A 17499-nucleotide genomic window follows, 5' to 3' on the forward strand; every position below is an offset into this window, starting at 1 on the left:
TTTTCTACCTGCGGTTTCGCGGAAATTCTCACCCTCTGCGTCACGCGTCCGAGGCCCGCACGACGGTGAGGACCTCTTCGCCGAACCGCTCCAGTTTCTTGGCCCCGATTCCTGGAATCGCCACCAGCCCACGCTCGTCCTGCGGTTGCTGCTCCGCGATGGCCGTCAGCGTGTTGTCGCTGAAGACCACGTACGCGGGCACCTTCAGTTCGCGGGACTTGTCCAATCGCCACGACTTCAGCGCATCGAGCAGGGCGATGTCGACGTTCGACGGACAACTGTCGCACCGACCGAGCATGGTCGCGGACGTGCCGATCAACGGCTTGCCGCACAACCGGCACTTGGGACCGGACTTCTTGGCAGCAGGCGCGGCGATACGCGACGCGGGTGCGTCCTCGGGAATCAGACCGTTGAGAAACCTCGACCGTCGCCGTGATTTGCGTCCGCCCTCGTTGCGGGCGAGTGCCCAGGACAGATGCAAGTGGACACGGGCGCGCGTGACACCGACGTAGAGCAGCCTGCGCTCCTCCTCGACGGCTGCCTCGTTGTTGGCGCTGGGGTCGTTGCCGATCGCGTGCGAGATCGGCAGAGTGCCGTCGGCGAGACCGACGATGAACACCGCGTCCCACTCGAGTCCCTTCGCCGCGTGCAGCGAGGCGAGCGTGACGCCCTGCACCGTCGGTGGATGCCGAGCCTCGGCGCGTGCTGCGAGCTCGCCCAGCAGTTTGTCGAGCGTCAGGTCGGGCTCGTGCACCAGCAGCTCCTCGGTGAGCTGCACCAGACCACCCAACGATGCCCACTTCTCGCGGGCCTGCGCACCCGTCGGCTCGGTGGCAGTCAGGCCGAGCGGAGCCAACACCGCTCGCACCAGAGCCGGTAGCCCCTCGCCCGCCTGCGCGCCGTCGGGCAGATCGTCGCGACCGCCTGCCTGCCGCAACGCGTTGACACCCTGCCGCACCTCGGGTCGGGTGAAGAACCCTTCACCGCCGCGCACCTGGTAGGGGATCTTCAGCTCGGTCAACGCCTGCTCGTGTGCCTCGGACTGAGCGTTGATGCGGTAGAGGATCGCGATCTCGGCCGGTTCCACGCCCTTCGAGATCAACCTCTTGATCGCTCGCGCCACGCCGTCCGCTTCCGCCGGCTCGTCGTCGTACTCGAAGAACTCCGGTTCCGGACCCGGCTCGCGCTGACCGATCAACTGCAGTCGGGTGCCTGCGATGCGACCGCGGGCGGCTCCGATGACGCGGTTCGCCAGCGACACCACCTCGGGCGTCGAACGGTAGTCGCGCTCGAGCCGAACCACGGTGGCCTCGGGATACTTCCGTGAGAAGTCGAGGAGATACCGCGGAGATGCACCGGTGAAGGAATAGATGGTCTGGTTCGCGTCACCGACGACGGTGAGATCGTCACGCTCACCCACCCAGGCATCGAGCACCCGCTGCTGCAACGGCGTCACGTCCTGGTACTCGTCGACCACGAAGCAGCGGTAGCGCTCGCGGAACTCGTCGGCCACCGACGAATGTTCTTCGAGCGCGGCGGCCGTGTGTAGCAGAAGGTCGTCGAAGTCGAGCAACATCCCGTCGCCGCCGCGTGACTTGAGTTCCTCGTAGCCGGCGTACACGGCGGCGACCTTGGTCGCGTCCATCGGAACGTCACGGCGATTGCTCGCCGCGATGCGCGGATAGTCCTCGGGTGCGATCAACGATCCCTTGGCCCATTCGATCTCTCCCGCGAGATCCCGGATGGCGTCGGTCGACGTGGACACCCCGGCGCGGTTGGCCGCCTGCGAGACGACGGTGAACTTGCGATCCAGAAGCTGCCATCCGGTGTCGCCGACCACCTGCGGCCAGAAATACTTGAGCTGACGCATGGCCGCGGCGTGGAACGTCCGAGCCTGCACCGGAGGGCCGCCTCCCCCGACACCGAGCTCGCGCAAGCGGCCGCGCATCTCGCCGGCCGCGCGCGCAGTGAACGTCACTGCGAGCACCTGCCCCGAGGACACGTGCCCCGCCGAGACGAGGTGCGCGATGCGTCGGGTGATCGTGCGAGTCTTTCCCGTGCCCGCACCCGCCAGGACGCAGACCGGGCCGCGAGGAGCCAACACTGCCGCGGATTGCTCCGGATCGAGTCCGGCGGTCATCGCGTCGTCAGCCATGAGGTCCATTGTGTCAGTGCCTACCGACAGCTCCACCCGGGGCCGATCCGGGTGTCCGACGGCCGATGCGGGTGTCGGCCGGAACAATCGCGTCGGCGCTCCTGTTGACTGTTGGCGTGACCACTACCGAGAACACCCCACAGACCCCGGCCGCGCTGACCGTCTACTCCACGACGTGGTGCGGTTACTGCCGCAGGCTCAAGACCCAGCTCGACCAGGCCGGAATCGAGTACGCCGAGATCGACATCGAGCAGAACCCGGAGTCGGCCGACTTCGTCGGCAGCGTGAACAACGGCAACCATGTGGTGCCGACCGTGCTGTTCGCCGATGGGTCGACGGCCACGAACCCCACTCTGGCCGAGGTCAAGCGCGCGCTGTCGCTCTGACCGACCGTCAGGCCGACGCCGCCCATGCCTCGAGCATTCCGCGCGCGATGGAGATCGAACCTGGGAGCAGCAACCGTGACGTCGAATCCGATCCCCAGTCACCCAGTTCGAGCGCCGCGACCACCTCTGCTCGGTCGAACCAGTGGGCCTCGGCGATCTCGCCGTCCTGAAAGTGCAACGGTTGCTGCGGGTCGGCGACGGCGGAGAATCCGATCATCACCGAGCGCGGAAACGGCCAGGGCTGACTGCCCAGATATTCGATGTCGGAGACGTCGAGGCCCACTTCTTCCCTGATCTCCCGAGTCACACAGGTTTCCAGCGACTCACCGGCCTCGACGAAACCCGCCAGCACCGAGAATCGACGCTCGGGCCACGCAGGGGCTCGGGCCAGCAGCACTCGATCGCCACCGTCGTGAACCAGACAGATCACCGCCGGATCGGTACGAGGGAACTCCTCGTGACCGGTGGACGTGCTCGTCCTCGACCACCCCGCGCTCGACGGGACGGACGGCGCACCGTCGAGTGAACTGAACTGTGCGCTCGCATGCCAGTTGAGGATCGCCAGGGCTCCGGTCACCATCGACAACGCGTCGCTGTCGAGGCGATCACCGTCGGTGCGCAGGTCGCCGAGGGTGCCTGCAACCACCTCGACCCGCCTGGCCCACAGGTGTCGATCGCCGTGAATTCCGAGAAAGACCGCATCGGCCGTCGGCTCGGCGGCGACGTCCGCGGCGGAGCCGAGCACCAGGCCGTGCTCGTCCACCGGGAATCGGCCTCTGCCGTCCACGTTCAGGATTCGAGCTGTCGGCCAACCCGCTGTCAATGTTGCGGTGTCTCGGCGCAGTTCCTCTGCCCTGTTCAGTGGCGATCGGGACAGTCGAGGTGGGTGAGCGAGGTGGAATTTCGGCACGCGCACGACCCTACTTGGCCGGGACTAGTCGCCCACGCGACGGATGTACAGCAATCGATCGGATGCCTCGACCGCATCGACTTCCGGGGTGCCGACTCGGAACAGTTTGCCGCCCCGCACCACTCCGAGGACGATGTCGGTGAGGTGCCGCGGAGAACCGCCCACCTCGTCACGCTCGACTTCGCGTTCGGCGATGGCGAAGCCCGCCTCCGGGGTCAACAGATCTTCGATCATCTCCACCACGGACGGGGTCGACGTGGCGATGCCGAGCAGACGTCCCGCGGTCTCCGACGACACGACGACCGAATCGGCACCGGACTGACGCAGCAGGTGCGTGTTCTCCGCTTCCCTGATGGCCGCGACGATCTTTGCTTTCGGAGCGATCTCGCGTGCGGTCAGAGTCACCAGCACCGCGGTGTCGTCCCGGTTGGTCGCCACGATGATGGCCGCCGCATGCTGGGCTCCGGTGAGCCGGAGCACGTCGGACTTGGTCGCCGACCCGTGCACGGTGACCAAGCCCAGGGCCGATGCGGCGTCGAGTACCGTCTGATCGGTGTCGACGACGACGATGTCGGACGCCGAAACACCGTCTCCGAGCATCGCGTCGACTGCGGTACGGCCCTTGGTGCCGAAACCGATGACCACGGTGTGATTGCGCACGCTGCGTCTCCATCGCTGAATTTTGAATGCCTGCCGGGACCGCTCGGTGAGAACCGACAGCGTTGTACCGACCAACAGAATGAGGAACAGGACCCGAAGGGGTGTGATGACCAGGATGTTGACCAGGCGCGCCGACGGACTCATCGGTGCGATGTCACCGTATCCCGTCGTCGACAACGACACCGTCGCATAGTAGAACGCGTCGAGAAACGACAGTTCGCCGTTCTGGTTGTCGCTGTAGCCGTCTCGATCGAGATAGACGACGAACGCCGCGAGGAACAGGATTCCGAGCGCCATCAGCACCCGCTTGTAGATAGCGCGCCACGGACTCGACTCCAGTTCCGGAACCCGCAGCACTCCGACGAGCGCGAAGTCGGGCTTGTCGGTCAGCGCGCCACTGTCACTCAGCCGCGCTCGCAACCTACCTGCCACGTCGTCCGCCGAGGTACTCACCGAAGTCGAGATCATTCACGGCACGCAGCGTAACCCCATGCCAGGCTTCTGTGCCGACGACGCCGGGTGTGGCACGGTATGGGCATGACACACAGATCGAGTCAGGCGGCCGCACTGCGCCTCGCCGGACTGCTCGCCGGAGCCGGAGTTCTGCACTTCGCCACCCCGAAGTTCTTCGATGCCCAGGTACCGACGGCCCTGCCCGGCTCGGCGCGGACCTACACGCAGGTCTCCGGCGTTGCCGAACTCGCCGTGGCCGCAACGCTTGCCGCACCGCGGACCCGTCGACTGGGCGGTGCACTCGCGGCCGCGCTGTTCGTCGTGGTCTTCCCCGCCAACATCAACCTGGCATGGAAGTACGTGCAGAGCCCGAAGACCTCGCCGGCTCTCAAAGCAGCGATGATCGCCCGACTGCCGATGCAGATTCCACTGGTCACCGAGGCTCTGAAGGCTCGTCGGAACGCACCGTGACCCCCGGTTGCTCGGGCCCGGCCGGGCCTTCCAGGAGTTGGGCCAATTCTGTTGCGTCCGGAAGGTTTTCGGGCGAAATGGTGTGACCACTGCGCACGTAGTGGAACGCCGCGCGCACTCGATCGAGCGGTACCGGTTCGCTGCGCCCGATCGACATCAGCTCGGCCCACGCCAGCCGGTAGGCCGCGAGCTGCATCGCCACCGCCCGCTGCTCCGACGCCGTCGGCTCGGCACCGGTTTTCCAGTCGACGACGGTCCACCCGCCGTCGGGGTCTGCGAACACGGCGTCGATACGTCCTCGCAGCACCGTTCCCGCCACGGACGTCTCGAACGGCACCTCCACTTCGACGGGACTGCGGAGCGACCACTCCGAGTCGAGAAACGCCTGCTGGAGGGTTTCCAGGTCCACGTCGGCCGAGGCTCCGGTGTCGGCCGACCCCGGCAGTTCGTCCAGGTCGAGCAGTCGGGTCGCACCGAAGCGCCGCTCGATCCAGGCGTGGAACGCGGTTCCTCTGCGGGCCAACGGGTTCGGCGGGAACGGCAGCGGCCTGCGTAGGCGCGACGCCAACGCGTCGGGGTCGGCCGCGAGGTCCACCAGCTGTGTCACCGACAGGTTGCCGGGCAGAGCCACGTCGACTCCTGCGACCGATCTCGCGGCCCGCTCGGCCAGCAGAGTGTCGACGTCCGCGGCCCAGTTCTCGGGGTCCTCCCGAATTCGACCATCGGTGCCGTCGTCTTCGCTCGGTGTGGCCGAGATGTCTGCCAACGCGCGCAGCACTTCGTGCACGCCGCTCTCGATCGCTCCTCGTCGTGGACCGAGTGGATCGCGCGGCCAGGACGCGGTGTGCGGCACGGCCCCGAGTGGGTTCGACGCCCCGTCCTCCGGGGCCGAGGCCCACTGCTCGATCACCGCGATGTCGGCGAACTCCTCGACGTGCGTGTGCAACTCGTCGAGAAATTCCGACGGCCCACGCGGCTTCGTGGCGCTCTCGTCCCAGTGATGCGCGGATACCAGCAGCACCCGTTCGGTTCGGGTGAGTGCCACGTAGAACAGTCGGCGATCCTCGGCGAGCCGACGCCTCGCCAACGCATCCTTGTGACTCTTGACTGCGTCCTCCAGGTCCTTGCGATTGTGGAGCCCGTCGAGTTCGAGGACCGGAACCCCTTCCGAGCCTTCGCCGTCGAGCGCGCGGTCACCGCGCAGAGACGGCGGCAGCTCGGCCATCGCCCCGAGCCAGGTCGAGGAGGCGTTCGAGGAGGGGAACACACCCTTGGCCACGTGCGGGACCGCCACCACCTCCCATTCGAGGCCTTTCGCGGAATGAACGGTGAGCACCTGCACGCGATGGGGAGCGACCTCGACCTCACCGGGGGCGAGGCCGTCCTCGACCGTCTCCGCGGCGGCGAGGAACGACAGGAATCCGGTGACCGTGGCGGTCGGATTGTCGGCGTAATCGGCCACCACATGGGCGAATTCGTCGAGATGTTCACGACCGACCGCGCCGTCGGTGCCGAACGGCGTGCGAGCCTGAGCCTCGACACCGATACCCATGATCCGCTCGATGTCGCCGACCAACTCCGTCAGAGGTTGACCGATTCGGTCGCGTAGCAGGTGGAGCTCGCCTGCCAGGGCGACGATCCGGCGATGCCCCACCTCCGAGTACCGCTCGGCCGGACCGGGATCGGCTATCGCGTCGGCCAGACCGGCCTGCTCCGACTGCTCGCCGGGCAGAGCGCTACCGAGTGCCGCCTCGAGCGCCTGTGGGTCGTCGACGCGTCCGCTGGTGCCGTAGCCGCCGCGGATCTCGAGCTCTCGGGCGCGCTGGGAGAGTGCCCGCAGATCCGTCGGCCCGATCTGCCACCGAGAGCCGGTGAGGATGCGCATCGCCGAGCTACCGGCAGTGGGGTCGGCCACCAGTCGCAGCATCGCGATGATGTCGGCCACCTCGGGAACGTGCAGCAATCCACCGAGCCCGACGACCTCCACCGGTAGTCCGCGGCTGCGCAGCACCTCCGCGATCGGCTCGGCGTCGGCGTTGCGGCGCACCAGAACCGCGGCGGTGGGCGGCATGCGATCCTGCTCGAGAGCGGAGCGGTACTCCCCCGCGATCCGGTCCGCGATCCACTCTCGTTCGTCCAGCACGGTGTCGGTGACGGCCAGGCGAACATCACCGGGAACCGCACCGGGGCGAGCCCGCAAAGTCGGCACCGGCACGCCGACGCGACGCAGTGGGTCGGTGATCAGGTTGGCCAGCGTCAATGCCTCGGGCGGATTTCGCCAGCTGGTGAGCAGCTCGAGCCGAGGTGCGGGGCTTCCGTCGGCATTCGGAAAATCGGTGGCGAACCGCGGCAGATTCGCTGCCGATGCGCCGCGCCACCCGTAGATCGACTGCATCGGGTCGCCGACGGCGGTCAGGGCCAACTGCGGGTCGCTGCCGGAACCGAACAGGGACGACAGCAGCACACGCTGAGCGTGTCCGGTGTCCTGGTACTCGTCGAGCAACACGAGCCGGAACCGTTGCCTCTCGGCGATTCCCACCTCGGCATGCTCGGCGGCGACCCGCGCCGCCATCGACATCTGCGAGCCGAAATCCAGTGCGCCCTCGCGACGCAGAGTCTGCGCAAGCCGTTCCACCAACGGCAGCAACCCGATTCGTTGATGCTGCGCGTCGAGAATGTTCAGCAACTCCTTGGTGGGCCCGCCGCGTTGTCGTGGCCCCGGCCCGAGAGTGTGCACCAGTTTCTCCAGTTCCACGTGCGCGTGGCGCAGATCCTCGGGATCGATCAGATGCTCGGCCAATTGACCGGAAAGCGCGAGTACGGCCTCGGTCACCGACGTGGGGTTGCGGTCGGTGTCCAGGTCGCCGTCCCAGGTACTGACGACACGGTGGGCCAGCTGCCACAGTTCGGTTTCCGAGAGCAGTGTCGCGGACGGTTCGATCGGCAACAGCAAGCCGTGCTCGGTGAGCAGGCGGCCTGCATAGGAGTGGTAAGTGCTCACTTCCGGCTCGGCACCGAGGATTCGCTCGCGCAGCGCCAGACTCGGATCGAGTGCACGCACCAGATCGGATCCGGCCAGCCGAGCCAGCCGAGCTCTGATCCGAGAGGTCAACTGCTGTGCGGCTTTTCGAGTGAAGGTCAGACCCAGAACCTGGTCGGGGTCGACGAAACCGTTGGCCACCATCCACACCACACGGGCCGCCATGGTCTCGGTCTTGCCCGCACCTGCTCCCGCGACGACGAGCGTCGGGCCGGGCGGGGCGGCGATCACGGCGGCCTGTTCGTCGGTCGGTGGATGCTTCTGCCCGAGCGCCCGGGCGAGCTCGACCGGCGACACCAGTACCGAACCGGTCCGTGTCTTCGTCGATGTCGTCATTGCTCGGTCACCTGCCTACCCGTCTCGTGTGCCGGACAACTGGACTTGACCGGGCAGTGCCTGCACCCGTCGTTGACACGCGCCTCGAACGTCGGTCCCTGCGTCGCCGATGCGGCCTGGTGCACGGTGTCTCGCCACTCCTCGAGCTTCTCCGGTGTCGGCACGTCCTGGACGCGCTGCGTCGCCCCGTCCTTGTTGTGAGGCTTGGCCACGAACACCAGCCGCGCTCCGCCGGGCTCGCCCGCAGGCTCGCCCTCGATCGCACCGGCTGCTGCGGCGACCTGGTAGGTGGCCAGCTGATGGTGGCCCTGGGCATCCTCCTTGGACATCACGGTCTTGGCCGTCTTGACGTCGATGATCACCGGCCGGCCGTCCGGGTCGTGCTCGAGTCGGTCGATGCGGCCACGCAACGCCACCGCCGGTTCGTCCTCCGACCGAGCGTCGAGTATGCCGTCGACGCGCACTTCGACTCCGGCCTCGGTGAGCTCGCCTCGACTGCCCTGCAGCCAGGTCTCGAAGGTCTCGAGCATCGCCCCGGTTCGGTCGAGCTCGTGCCGCGAGTACCACTGCGATCCGAGATCGACTGCATCCCAAGCTGTTTCGAGGGCACGACGGAGTTGCTCCGGTGGTATCCGACCGGCCACTGCCTGGACGAGAGTGTGCACGAGCGTGCCGGTGACCGCATGGGTGTTGGTGCCGTCGTTGCCGCCGTGACGTTCGAGCATCCACCGCAGCGGACAGGTGGTGAGTTGTTCCACCGTGGACGGCGACAGCGGCACCGGACCGTCGCCGAGCTGCCACAACGGCGCGTCGGTACTGGGCCCTGCCACCCCGAACCACTCGTCGGGATGGGCACCTCGGACACCGGCGTGGGCGAGAGTGGCCAGATGCCGGGCCGCTCGAGCTCGCTTGTCCGGATCCTGCTCGGCGACAACCGGATCGCACACCACACTCCGCAGTTCGGCCACCAGCATCGGCAGCGCCAACACTCGGTGTGCGGTCTCGGGCCCGGGGAGCTCGGGTACGAGATCCGACTCACCTCCCGCGTCGACGCCGCGGAGTTCGTCCACGAATCGCGACCGGACCAGATCGGCATCTCCGGTACTGGAATCGACGGCGGTGACGAGCAAGGTCGATCGAGCGCGACTGCACGCCACCAGAAACAGGGTGCGCTCCTCGGCCAGCAACGGTGCCGACTTCGACAGTCGCCCGTCGAGCGCCGCGGCCGCGTCGACCTTGCCGGACGCGAGGTCGACCAGGGTGTCGGTGCCCAGGAGACTGCCGCGTGACCGCAGACCCGGCCACAGCCCTTCCTGCACCCCGGCAACCGCGACGAGCTCCCATTCCCGACCCGCGGCAGAATGCGCGCTCAGCAGCGTCACCGCGTCGGCCCGAACCGTGGCGCGGTGTGAGTTGAGAGTGGGGATCTCCTGCTGCGCAATGTAATCGAGAAATCCACCGATCTGCGCCCGGGGCAACCTGTCCACGTATGCCGCCGCCGCGTCGAACAACGCCACCACCGCATCCAGGTCGCGGTCGGCCTGAGCACCGGCCGAGCCACCCCAGGCGGACGCCGCGGCCCACCGCCGCTCGAGTCCCGAAGCCTGCCACGCCGCCCACAACACGTCCTCGACCCCGCGGCCCGTGCGGGCGAGAGCCCGCGCCTTCCGGATGACACCGAGGGCTCTGCGCAACGGGGCGGACTCGACGTCCGACAGTCCGTGCGTCCACCCGGCACTCCCCCGAGCGTCGTCGGTGAGTACGACTCTGAGCAGCTCCGCCGAGTCGCGCTCGCCGCCCGATGCGAGCTCGAGCCTGCGCACGCCCCGGCGAAGTCGCCGCAGACCCACCGGGTCGGCTCCGCCGATCGGCCCGGAGAGCAACGCGAGTGCATCTTCACCGTCGAAGCTCGGGTCGGAGATCGCCCGCAGTACCAGCAGGAGACCCACGGCCCCGTGCTGGCGGTGCAACGGTAGCTCCGAGGTCGGGGTGATCATCGGAACCCCTGCCCCGTGCAGCGCCCTACGCAACGGTGCGAGGGTGCGCGGTACCGACCGCACCACGATCGCCATCTCCGACCAGGGCATGCCGTCGATCAGGTGGGCCCGACGCATTGCGTCGGCGATGATCGCCGCCTCCTTCGCAGGCGAGGACACGACGTGCACCCGCGCTGCCGGCGCTCCGAATCGGGCCCTGCCCACCGGTTCGGGGCAGCGGTGGCGACCGAGGCCCGGCAATCTTCTCGCCACGATGTCGGTCAGCTCGGCGACCTCGGGCACGGAGCGGTAGTTGCGTGTGAGCACAACGCGGCGCGGCGAGCCCGCCTCGACCAGATCGGCCACGAAAGCGGGATCGGCACCACGGAAAGTGAACACGGATTGATCGGGATCCCCGGCGACGACTGTCGATTCGATGTCGGTGCCGATCAACCGAACCAGCTGCGCCGCTTGCGGATCGAGGTGCTGCGCGTCGTCGACGACGAGGTGCCGAATACGCGCGCGTTCGCTGCGCAACAGTTCGGGATCGGTGGCGAACGCCATGAGCGCGGCACCGATCAGCTCGGCGGCGTCCAGACCAGGAGCCGTGGCTCCCGCCGCCTCCACTCCCACAGCACCGCGCAGCAACATGGCCTGCTCGTATCGGGCAGCGAACCTCCCGACGGCGACCCACTCGGGCTTGCCGTGCTTGCGGCCGAGTTTGATCAGGTCTTCCGGTCCGATGCCGCGTTCGGCGGACCTGAGCATCATGTCTCGCACCGCAGTGACGAATCCCGCGGTGCCGAGGGCCGGACGCAGCCGCTCCGGCCAGTCGAGCGCCCCGTCCTCCAGATCGCCGCGCAGCATCTCGCGCACCACGGCGTCCTGCTCGGCACCGGTCAGCAATCGCGGTGGCGGATTGCCGTACAGCGAGGCCTGCAGCCGCAGCACCGCGAAGGCGTAGGAGTGCACCGTGCGCACCAACGGTTCACGCGTCGCCCGCAGTGCGTGATCGCCGCTGAACAGACCCGAGGTGATGACCTCGCGCACCGCGGTTGCCGCCCGTTTGGACTGGGTGAGTACCAGAACCGACTCCGGATCACCGGTGACGATGCGCGAGACCGCGTAATCGGCGACGAGCGAAGTCTTACCCGTGCCGGGACCACCCAGGATCTGCCATGGATTCCATCGCGGCGCACCCGACGCGGCCGCTGCTGCCGCGTCGGGAGTCGACGACAGCAGCCGAGCTGCCGAGCCGGTCCACTCCCGTGCCGGGCGAGCCACCTTGGGTGCACGGACGAGAGTGACCGTCGCGCCGTGTCTGCCGTCCGAGCTCATGACACAGATGCAATCACGAGCCACCGACAGACCGGGCCACGGCAGTCGTCGACACCCGTCGAACCGGAGACGCGACCGCGCATACGGCATAGTGGTCGACGTGCCCGAGTTGAATCTGCATACGTTCGGACCCGCAGACGGTCCCGAAATCCTTGCCGTCCACGGTGTGACCGGCCACGGTGCCCGCTGGTGGGATCTCGCCGAGAATCACCTGCCCGAGGCCCGGATTCTGGCTCCTGATCTGATCGGCCACGGCTATTCTCCGGCCACGCCGCCCTGGGACATCGACGCGCAGGTCACGGCTCTGAAGGCCGTATTGGACGCCCACGCGCGCGGTCCGGTCGTGGTGCTCGGGCATTCGTACGGCGGCGCGTTGGCCGTGCACCTCGCACAGAGGTTCCCGGACGCGGTGCGGGCGCTGGTTCTGCTCGATCCCGCGATCGCTCTGCCGCCGGACGAGCTGCTCGAGGTGGCAGAGGCCACCGCGAAGTCCCCTGACTACACCGACGCCGACGAGGCGCGATCGGAGAAGATCCACGGGGCGTGGGCAGACGTGCCCACCGAATTGCTCGACCGCGAGGTCGCCGACCACCTGGTCCCCGCAGAAGGCGGAAAGGTTACGTGGCGAATGTCGATTCCGGCGATCGTCGCGACGTGGGGCGAGCTCGCTCGTCCGATCGTGGTCCCCGCCGAGAGCGTCCCGACCATCGTGGTTCGGGCCATGCGCGTCGAACCCCCTTATGTCACCGACGAATTCCTTGCTGCACTGCGAGAGAAACTCGGTGAGAACCTGCGTACCGTCGAACTCGACTGCGATCACATGGTCGGCCAGGCCAAGCCGGTCGAGGTCGCCGAACTGGTGCGATCTGTGCTGTAGATGGCCCCGATCACCGAAGCCCAGGTCGAAAGGGTTCGCTCGCTGGTCGCGTCGATCCCCCCGGGATTCGTTGCCACCTACGGAGACATCGCGGCTGCCGCGGACCTGTCGAGCCCCCGCATCGTCGGCTGGATCATGCGCACCGATTCAGCGGACCTGCCCTGGCATCGAGTCCTCGGCGCGAGCGGAAAGCCGGCCCCGCACCTTGCCGCGAGACAGCTCGCCGCCCTGGCCGACGAAGGCGTGCCGAGTCACGACGGGCGCGTGCCGTTGACCTCGATACGGTTCGACTTCGGGGCGCTCCCACCCCCGACTGCGCCGACCACTAATCTCGGAGAATGAACATCAGGGACGCGTTCGAGCAGTTCGATCCACGCCCCACGGCGAAGTTCGCTCTGTCGAAGGCCAGCAGCTTCGTCGCGTCCGCCGGTCTCGTCGTCGACGAGGTCTCGGGCACCAGGGTTGCGGGGCACATCGATTTGACGGACGAGCACTTCACGCCGTGGGGCGTCGTCCACGGCGGCGTCTACACCACTGCCGTCGAGAGCGCCGCCAGCATCGGTGCCAGCGAGGCGGTCAAGGATCGCGGTGAATTCGCAGTCGGCGTACACAACGGCACCGACTTTCTGCGCGCCAGCAAGGGCGGTCGCGTCGACGTTGTCGCAGAACCGTTGCAGCAGGGCCGCGTTCAGCAACTGTGGCTGGTCACGATCACGGCCTCGGACAGCGGCAAGACCATTGCGCGAGGGCAGGTTCGCCTGCAGAACGTGCCGCTGCCGACATGACCGAGCTCGCACCGTGACACGGCCGGTCTGCGACGCGATCGTTCTCGCCGGCGGCCGAGGGTCGAGGATGGCAGATCCCGAGCACCCCGCTGCGTCGGAGGGGGTCGACAAGCCTGCCCTGACCGTCGGCGGACGTCGCATGGTCGACATCGCCGTGGACGCGGTATCGAGCTGTCGCAGAACGGTTCTCGTGGGTCCGCTCCGAACCGGAGTTCCCGAGCACGTGGTGCAGACTCGCGAGTCGCCCGCAGGCGGTGGGCCCGTCGCCGCCCTCGCCGCCGGACTGAAGTCACTCGACTCCGCAGATTCGGAGGGCACCGCAGATCTGGTCGTGGTTCTCGCGTCGGATCTGCCCTTTCTCGACGCCGCGGCGGTCGAATCGCTGATCGGTTCCATATCCCACTCGCGCACCGACGCCGTCTTCGCCCGCGACGATCACGGCCGCACCCAGTTCCTGCTCGGCATCTGGCAACTGTCTGCCTTGCGCTCTGCTGTGGCACAGCTCGATTCGGTGGACGGCGCACCGATGCGCAGAATCGTTCCCGCGGAACACACGGTCATCCCGATGTCCGGCATCGAGGACTGCGATACCCGTTCCGATCTGCTCGCGGCCCGCCGCGCCGCGCAGCTGCCCGAGACGTTGGAGGTCGGCGACGCGCTCGAGCGAATTCGGCGTCGACTCGCTCCCCTGCCGGTCCATCGAGTGATGGTGCGGGACAGTGTCGGAACCGTTCTCGCGGAACCACTCGTGTCCCGGACCGCATTGCCAGCAGTTGACATCTCCGCGATGGACGGCTACGCCGTCTGCGGCACCGAACCCTGGACGCTGCGGTCCGACATCGCGTACGCCGGAAGCTCGAACATCGCCGAACTCACCGACGGTACGGCGGTGCGCATAGCGACCGGAGCCGCGCTTCCGCCCGGAGCGACGTCGGTGGTTCGCGACGAACACGTGATCCGCGAGCCCGACGGGTCCGCTCGGCGAATGCCGACGGCCCCGCAGTCGGACGACACGCGTCGACGCGGCGAGGACTGGCTGCCCGGCACAGAACTCGCCGCAGCAGGCACCCCGATCGATGCCGCGGTACGGTCGCTCGCCGCCAGCGCCGAGGTGTTCGAGATGGCGGTTCGAGGCCCGGCCCGCGGGCGAGTTGTCATCAGCGGCAACGAGATTCGATCCATCGGACCACTCGCCCCCGGCGAGACGAGGGACGTTCTCGGATCGGTACTGCCGGAGTACCTGGCACACTGCGGTATCACCGTCGTCGATGTGACGCTGCTCGACGATACCGCGACGGGGTTTCGAGACGTGCTGACCCGCACCGAGGACGTGGACGTGATCATCGTCGTCGGGGCAACCGGAGGCGGGGCCGCCGATCAGCTCCGCACGACCCTCGTCGGCCTCGATGCGGAGACCGTCGTCGGGCGAATGCGGATGCGTCCCGGGGGTTCTCAGATCACCGCGGCGCTGCCCGACGGCACGGTGGTGCTCGGCCTACCCGGCAACCCGCTCGCCGCCGTCGGCACCGCGATGCTCACCGCACCCGCCATCGTCGACGCCCTGACCGGGAGGACGGTGCGCCCATCGCGGATCGGCCTGTTGACCAATGCCGCCGAGGTTCGGTCCTCGACTCCTCGCATCGTCCCGGTCACCGCGGACGGCACGCGGTGGCGAGCAGATACCCAGGTCCGCACGGCACATCTGGCTCACCTCGTCGGCCGCGACGCACTGGCGGTGATCCCGGCCGAGGTCAGCGCCGACGAGCCGGTGACAATTCTTCCGTTACCGCACCACTAGATTCACCGAGAGAGCGAACACCCTCGCGGTAGCGCGCGACCACGAGATCGACGATCGCGGCATGCACTCCGAGCGGTTCACCGACGCCGTCGGCACCGACGTCGGCCAAACGGGTGTGAAAGAGCCCGCGCGCCAACAGATACGACGCCACGAACACCCGCGCATGCCCGTCGTCACGCAGAGTCGACACCGCGTCGGACACGGTGGGGGTACTGGTGGCGACGTAGCCGATGCGGACCGGAACCCGGGCGACGTCGGTCAGCATCGCTGCCGCGCGCCGATGTTCCTCCAACGCACGAGCGTCCGACGATCCTGCGGCAGCGAGCACGATACTGTCACCCGCCTGCCAACCTGCATCACGCAGTCGGTCGACCATGACCTCGGCCAGCACGTGGTCGGGTCCGAGAGCGCGGGTGACCGCGACCGAGGTGTGAGCGCTGTCGGCGATCTCTCGCGGCACATCGGTGTGCACGTGGTAGCCGGACGCAAGGAAAGCCGGAACCACCACCGCCGACTCGGCGGTGTCGCGCAGCACCTCGGCCGGAGACGGCCCGAGAACGTCGACGAACGCCACGCGCGTGGTACCGATCTGCGTCGACACGGCATCGGCGAGTGCGGCGATCATCTCGACACCACGGGGGTTTCGGGTGCCGTGTGCAACCAACACCAGAGTGGGTGTCATCAGTACTTCCCTCCTTCGACGACGGCCGAACGCGAGGCCGATTCGTCGGAGTCGCAGTCCGTTTCGGTCTCGATGTGATCGAGTGCGATGCGATAGCCACGCTTGACCACGGTCTGGATCGCCTTCGGCGCGCCCAGCGAGGATCTGAGTCTGGTCATCGCGGTTTCCACCGCATGGGTGTCGCCGCCTCCGCCGGGCAGTGACGCCAACAGGTCCTCGCGGGAGACGACGCGTCCGGGATTGCGGGCCAACGTCTTCATCAGCGCCATGCCTGCCGGCGACACCGGTCGAACTTCGCCGTCGACCACCACGCACTTACCGCGGACGCTGACCACGTGTCCGCCAGCGTGCAGCCGGCCGGTTCGCCTCGGCAGCTCCTCGGCGATGTGCCGCGCGAGTGCCCCCAGACGCGCCCGTGCGGGCTGGGTGGTGGCCACGTTCAGTTGTTCCAGGGGCGCGGCCGTGACCGGCCCGACACAGGCCGCCAGCACCCTCGATCTCATCGATTGCAGCAGGGGTTCGAGCACGCCGTTCTCGTCGGCGCGCATCAGCATCGACGCCACCGCCGGTGCCGAGGTGAAGCTGAGGGCATCGAGCTCGCCGACGACGACGGCTTCGATCATCCGGTCCATCGGGCTCTGGTCGTCGGGCGCCGTCCAGCGGTACACCGGCACCGGAACCACTTCGGCCCCTGCGCAGCGCAACACCTCGCAGAAGTCGGGGACCGGCTCCCATTCGGTGGTCGCGCCGTGCAGCTGCACCGCGACGCGTTTACCCTCCACCCCTTCGGCGAGCAGATGTTCGAGTACCTCCGCCGAGGACTCCGAGGCGGGCGACCATTCCTCGCGCAGATCGGCCGCTCGAATGGCACCCTTCGCCTTCGGCCCACGAGCCAGCAGGCGTGACGCGCCGAGTGCGCGCCCCAGTTCTTCGGCCTGCCCCCACCCGTCCGCTGCCTCGATCCAGCCACGAAAGCCGATTCCTGTTGTTGCAACGGTGATCTCGGGCGGATCAGCGATGACGGCGGCGGTGACGCGTTCGAGTTCGGCGTCGTCGGCCAAAGGGATGATGCGGATTGCAGGTGCATGCATCACGGTGGCACCGCGCCGCTCGAGCAGAGTCGCGAACTCCTCGGCCCGACGCGACGCCGTGATTCCGACCGTGAACCCGGCCAGAGGCAGTGCTGCCCCGGCGATTTCGCTCACGTAGATCCGCCGCGGACGAGCACGACGCCTTCGACACAGGAGACCTCGAAGGATCCGAGGGTGACCTGCGGGTCGTCGAGGCAGCGCCCGTCGGCCAGGGAGAAGACCTGCTTGAGCAACGGCGACGCGACGGTGGGTTCGCCTCCGCGGTCTCCCACCAGTCCGCGTGACATCACTGCTGCGTGTCCGTACGGATCGATGTTGCCCACCGCGAACAGTCGTCCGTCGTCGAGCAGGAACAGCGCCGCCTGGGTGCCACCTCGCAGGAGCACCGCCACTCCGCGCCCCGGAATCAGTGCGTCGAGTGTGCAGGCCGGGGTCCAATCACGAGCGATGCCGTTCGGTACCGCTGTTGGTGACTTCACTGTTGATGAATCGATGACAGTCATGGCGCACCTCCTGATCAGCTATTCCACGTTGCTTGTGT

General features: G+C 67.9%; 14 protein-coding genes. 6 read left to right on the plus strand and 8 right to left on the minus strand.

The annotated features are described in order from the left end of the window. Nucleotides 1–40 precede the first annotated feature (40 nt). Nucleotides 41–2155 carry an ATP-dependent DNA helicase UvrD2 gene (locus CH249_RS24590; RefSeq protein WP_373453537.1) on the minus strand — a complete coding sequence of 705 codons (2115 nt, stop codon included), beginning with the start codon at nt 2153–2155 and terminating at the stop codon, nt 41–43. 116 nt (nt 2156–2271) lie between these two features. On the opposite strand from CH249_RS24590, the gene CH249_RS24595 reads away from it, so the two are divergent. Beyond that, a complete protein-coding gene (locus tag CH249_RS24595) occupies nt 2272–2541 on the plus strand; it encodes a mycoredoxin (protein ID WP_032398313.1) in 270 nt (89 codons plus the stop codon). A gap of 7 nt (nt 2542–2548) precedes the next feature. Here CH249_RS24595 and nudC read toward each other — a convergent pair whose 3' ends face one another. After that, nucleotides 2549–3451, minus strand: coding sequence for an NAD(+) diphosphatase (nudC, locus tag CH249_RS24600; protein WP_032398312.1), 903 nt, complete (start codon nt 3449–3451; stop codon nt 2549–2551). Between the two features lie 24 nt (nt 3452–3475). After that, the gene (locus tag CH249_RS24605) at nt 3476–4543 is read right to left on the minus strand and encodes a TrkA family potassium uptake protein (RefSeq protein WP_032398311.1); all 1068 of its coding nucleotides are present in this window, start codon (nt 4541–4543) and stop codon (nt 3476–3478) included. Between the two features lie 105 nt (nt 4544–4648). Between CH249_RS24605 and CH249_RS24610 the strand changes: the two genes are divergently transcribed. After that, nucleotides 4649–5035, plus strand: coding sequence for a hypothetical protein (locus tag CH249_RS24610; RefSeq protein WP_094682961.1), 387 nt, complete (start codon nt 4649–4651; stop codon nt 5033–5035). Here CH249_RS24610 and CH249_RS24615 read toward each other — a convergent pair. After that, nucleotides 4998–8411 carry an ATP-dependent helicase gene (locus tag CH249_RS24615; RefSeq protein ID WP_094682895.1) on the minus strand — a complete coding sequence of 1138 codons (3414 nt, stop codon included), beginning with the start codon at nt 8409–8411 and terminating at the stop codon, nt 4998–5000. The two genes, CH249_RS24610 and CH249_RS24615, sit on opposite strands and share 38 nt — an antisense overlap. Then, nucleotides 8408–11725 carry an ATP-dependent DNA helicase gene (locus tag CH249_RS24620; RefSeq protein WP_094682960.1) on the minus strand — a complete coding sequence of 1106 codons (3318 nt, stop codon included), beginning with the start codon at nt 11723–11725 and terminating at the stop codon, nt 8408–8410. The genes CH249_RS24615 and CH249_RS24620 overlap by 4 nt, the downstream gene beginning before the upstream one ends. A gap of 100 nt (nt 11726–11825) precedes the next feature. Here CH249_RS24620 and CH249_RS24625 point away from each other — a divergent pair, with 100 nt between their 5' ends. The 4 genes from CH249_RS24625 to CH249_RS24640 are packed head-to-tail and all read left to right on the plus strand — an operon-like array spanning nt 11826 to nt 15185. After that, nucleotides 11826–12602, plus strand: a complete 777-nt coding sequence (locus CH249_RS24625; protein WP_094632535.1) for an alpha/beta hydrolase — start codon at nt 11826–11828, stop codon at nt 12600–12602. Further along, nucleotides 12603–12944 carry an MGMT family protein gene (locus CH249_RS24630; protein WP_094682896.1) on the plus strand — a complete coding sequence of 114 codons (342 nt, stop codon included), beginning with the start codon at nt 12603–12605 and terminating at the stop codon, nt 12942–12944. Next, nucleotides 12941–13387 carry a PaaI family thioesterase gene (locus tag CH249_RS24635; RefSeq protein WP_045195734.1) on the plus strand — a complete coding sequence of 149 codons (447 nt, stop codon included), beginning with the start codon at nt 12941–12943 and terminating at the stop codon, nt 13385–13387. The genes CH249_RS24630 and CH249_RS24635 overlap by 4 nt, the downstream gene beginning before the upstream one ends. Nucleotides 13388–13400: 13 nt before the next feature. Then, nucleotides 13401–15185, plus strand: coding sequence for an NTP transferase domain-containing protein (locus tag CH249_RS24640; RefSeq protein WP_094682897.1), 1785 nt, complete (start codon nt 13401–13403; stop codon nt 15183–15185). Here CH249_RS24640 and CH249_RS24645 read toward each other — a convergent pair. Genes CH249_RS24645 through nirD form a run of 3 tightly spaced genes read right to left on the minus strand, consistent with a single transcriptional unit; the run spans nt 15139 to nt 17461 of the window. Further along, nucleotides 15139–15867, minus strand: a complete 729-nt coding sequence (locus tag CH249_RS24645) for a sirohydrochlorin chelatase (protein WP_094632493.1) — start codon at nt 15865–15867, stop codon at nt 15139–15141. The genes CH249_RS24640 and CH249_RS24645 overlap by 47 nt on opposite strands. After that, a complete protein-coding gene (locus CH249_RS24650; RefSeq protein WP_094632495.1) occupies nt 15867–17072 on the minus strand; it encodes a uroporphyrinogen-III synthase in 1206 nt (401 codons plus the stop codon). The genes CH249_RS24645 and CH249_RS24650 overlap by 1 nt, the downstream gene beginning before the upstream one ends. Continuing rightward, nucleotides 17069–17461 carry a nitrite reductase small subunit NirD gene (gene nirD / locus CH249_RS24655; protein WP_032398305.1) on the minus strand — a complete coding sequence of 131 codons (393 nt, stop codon included), beginning with the start codon at nt 17459–17461 and terminating at the stop codon, nt 17069–17071. The genes CH249_RS24650 and nirD overlap by 4 nt, the downstream gene beginning before the upstream one ends. Nucleotides 17462–17499: the final 38 nt, after the last annotated feature.

It is taken from the genome of Rhodococcus sp. 05-2255-3B1 (assembly GCF_002258545.1).
GTDB lineage: Bacteria > Actinomycetota > Actinomycetes > Mycobacteriales > Mycobacteriaceae > Rhodococcoides.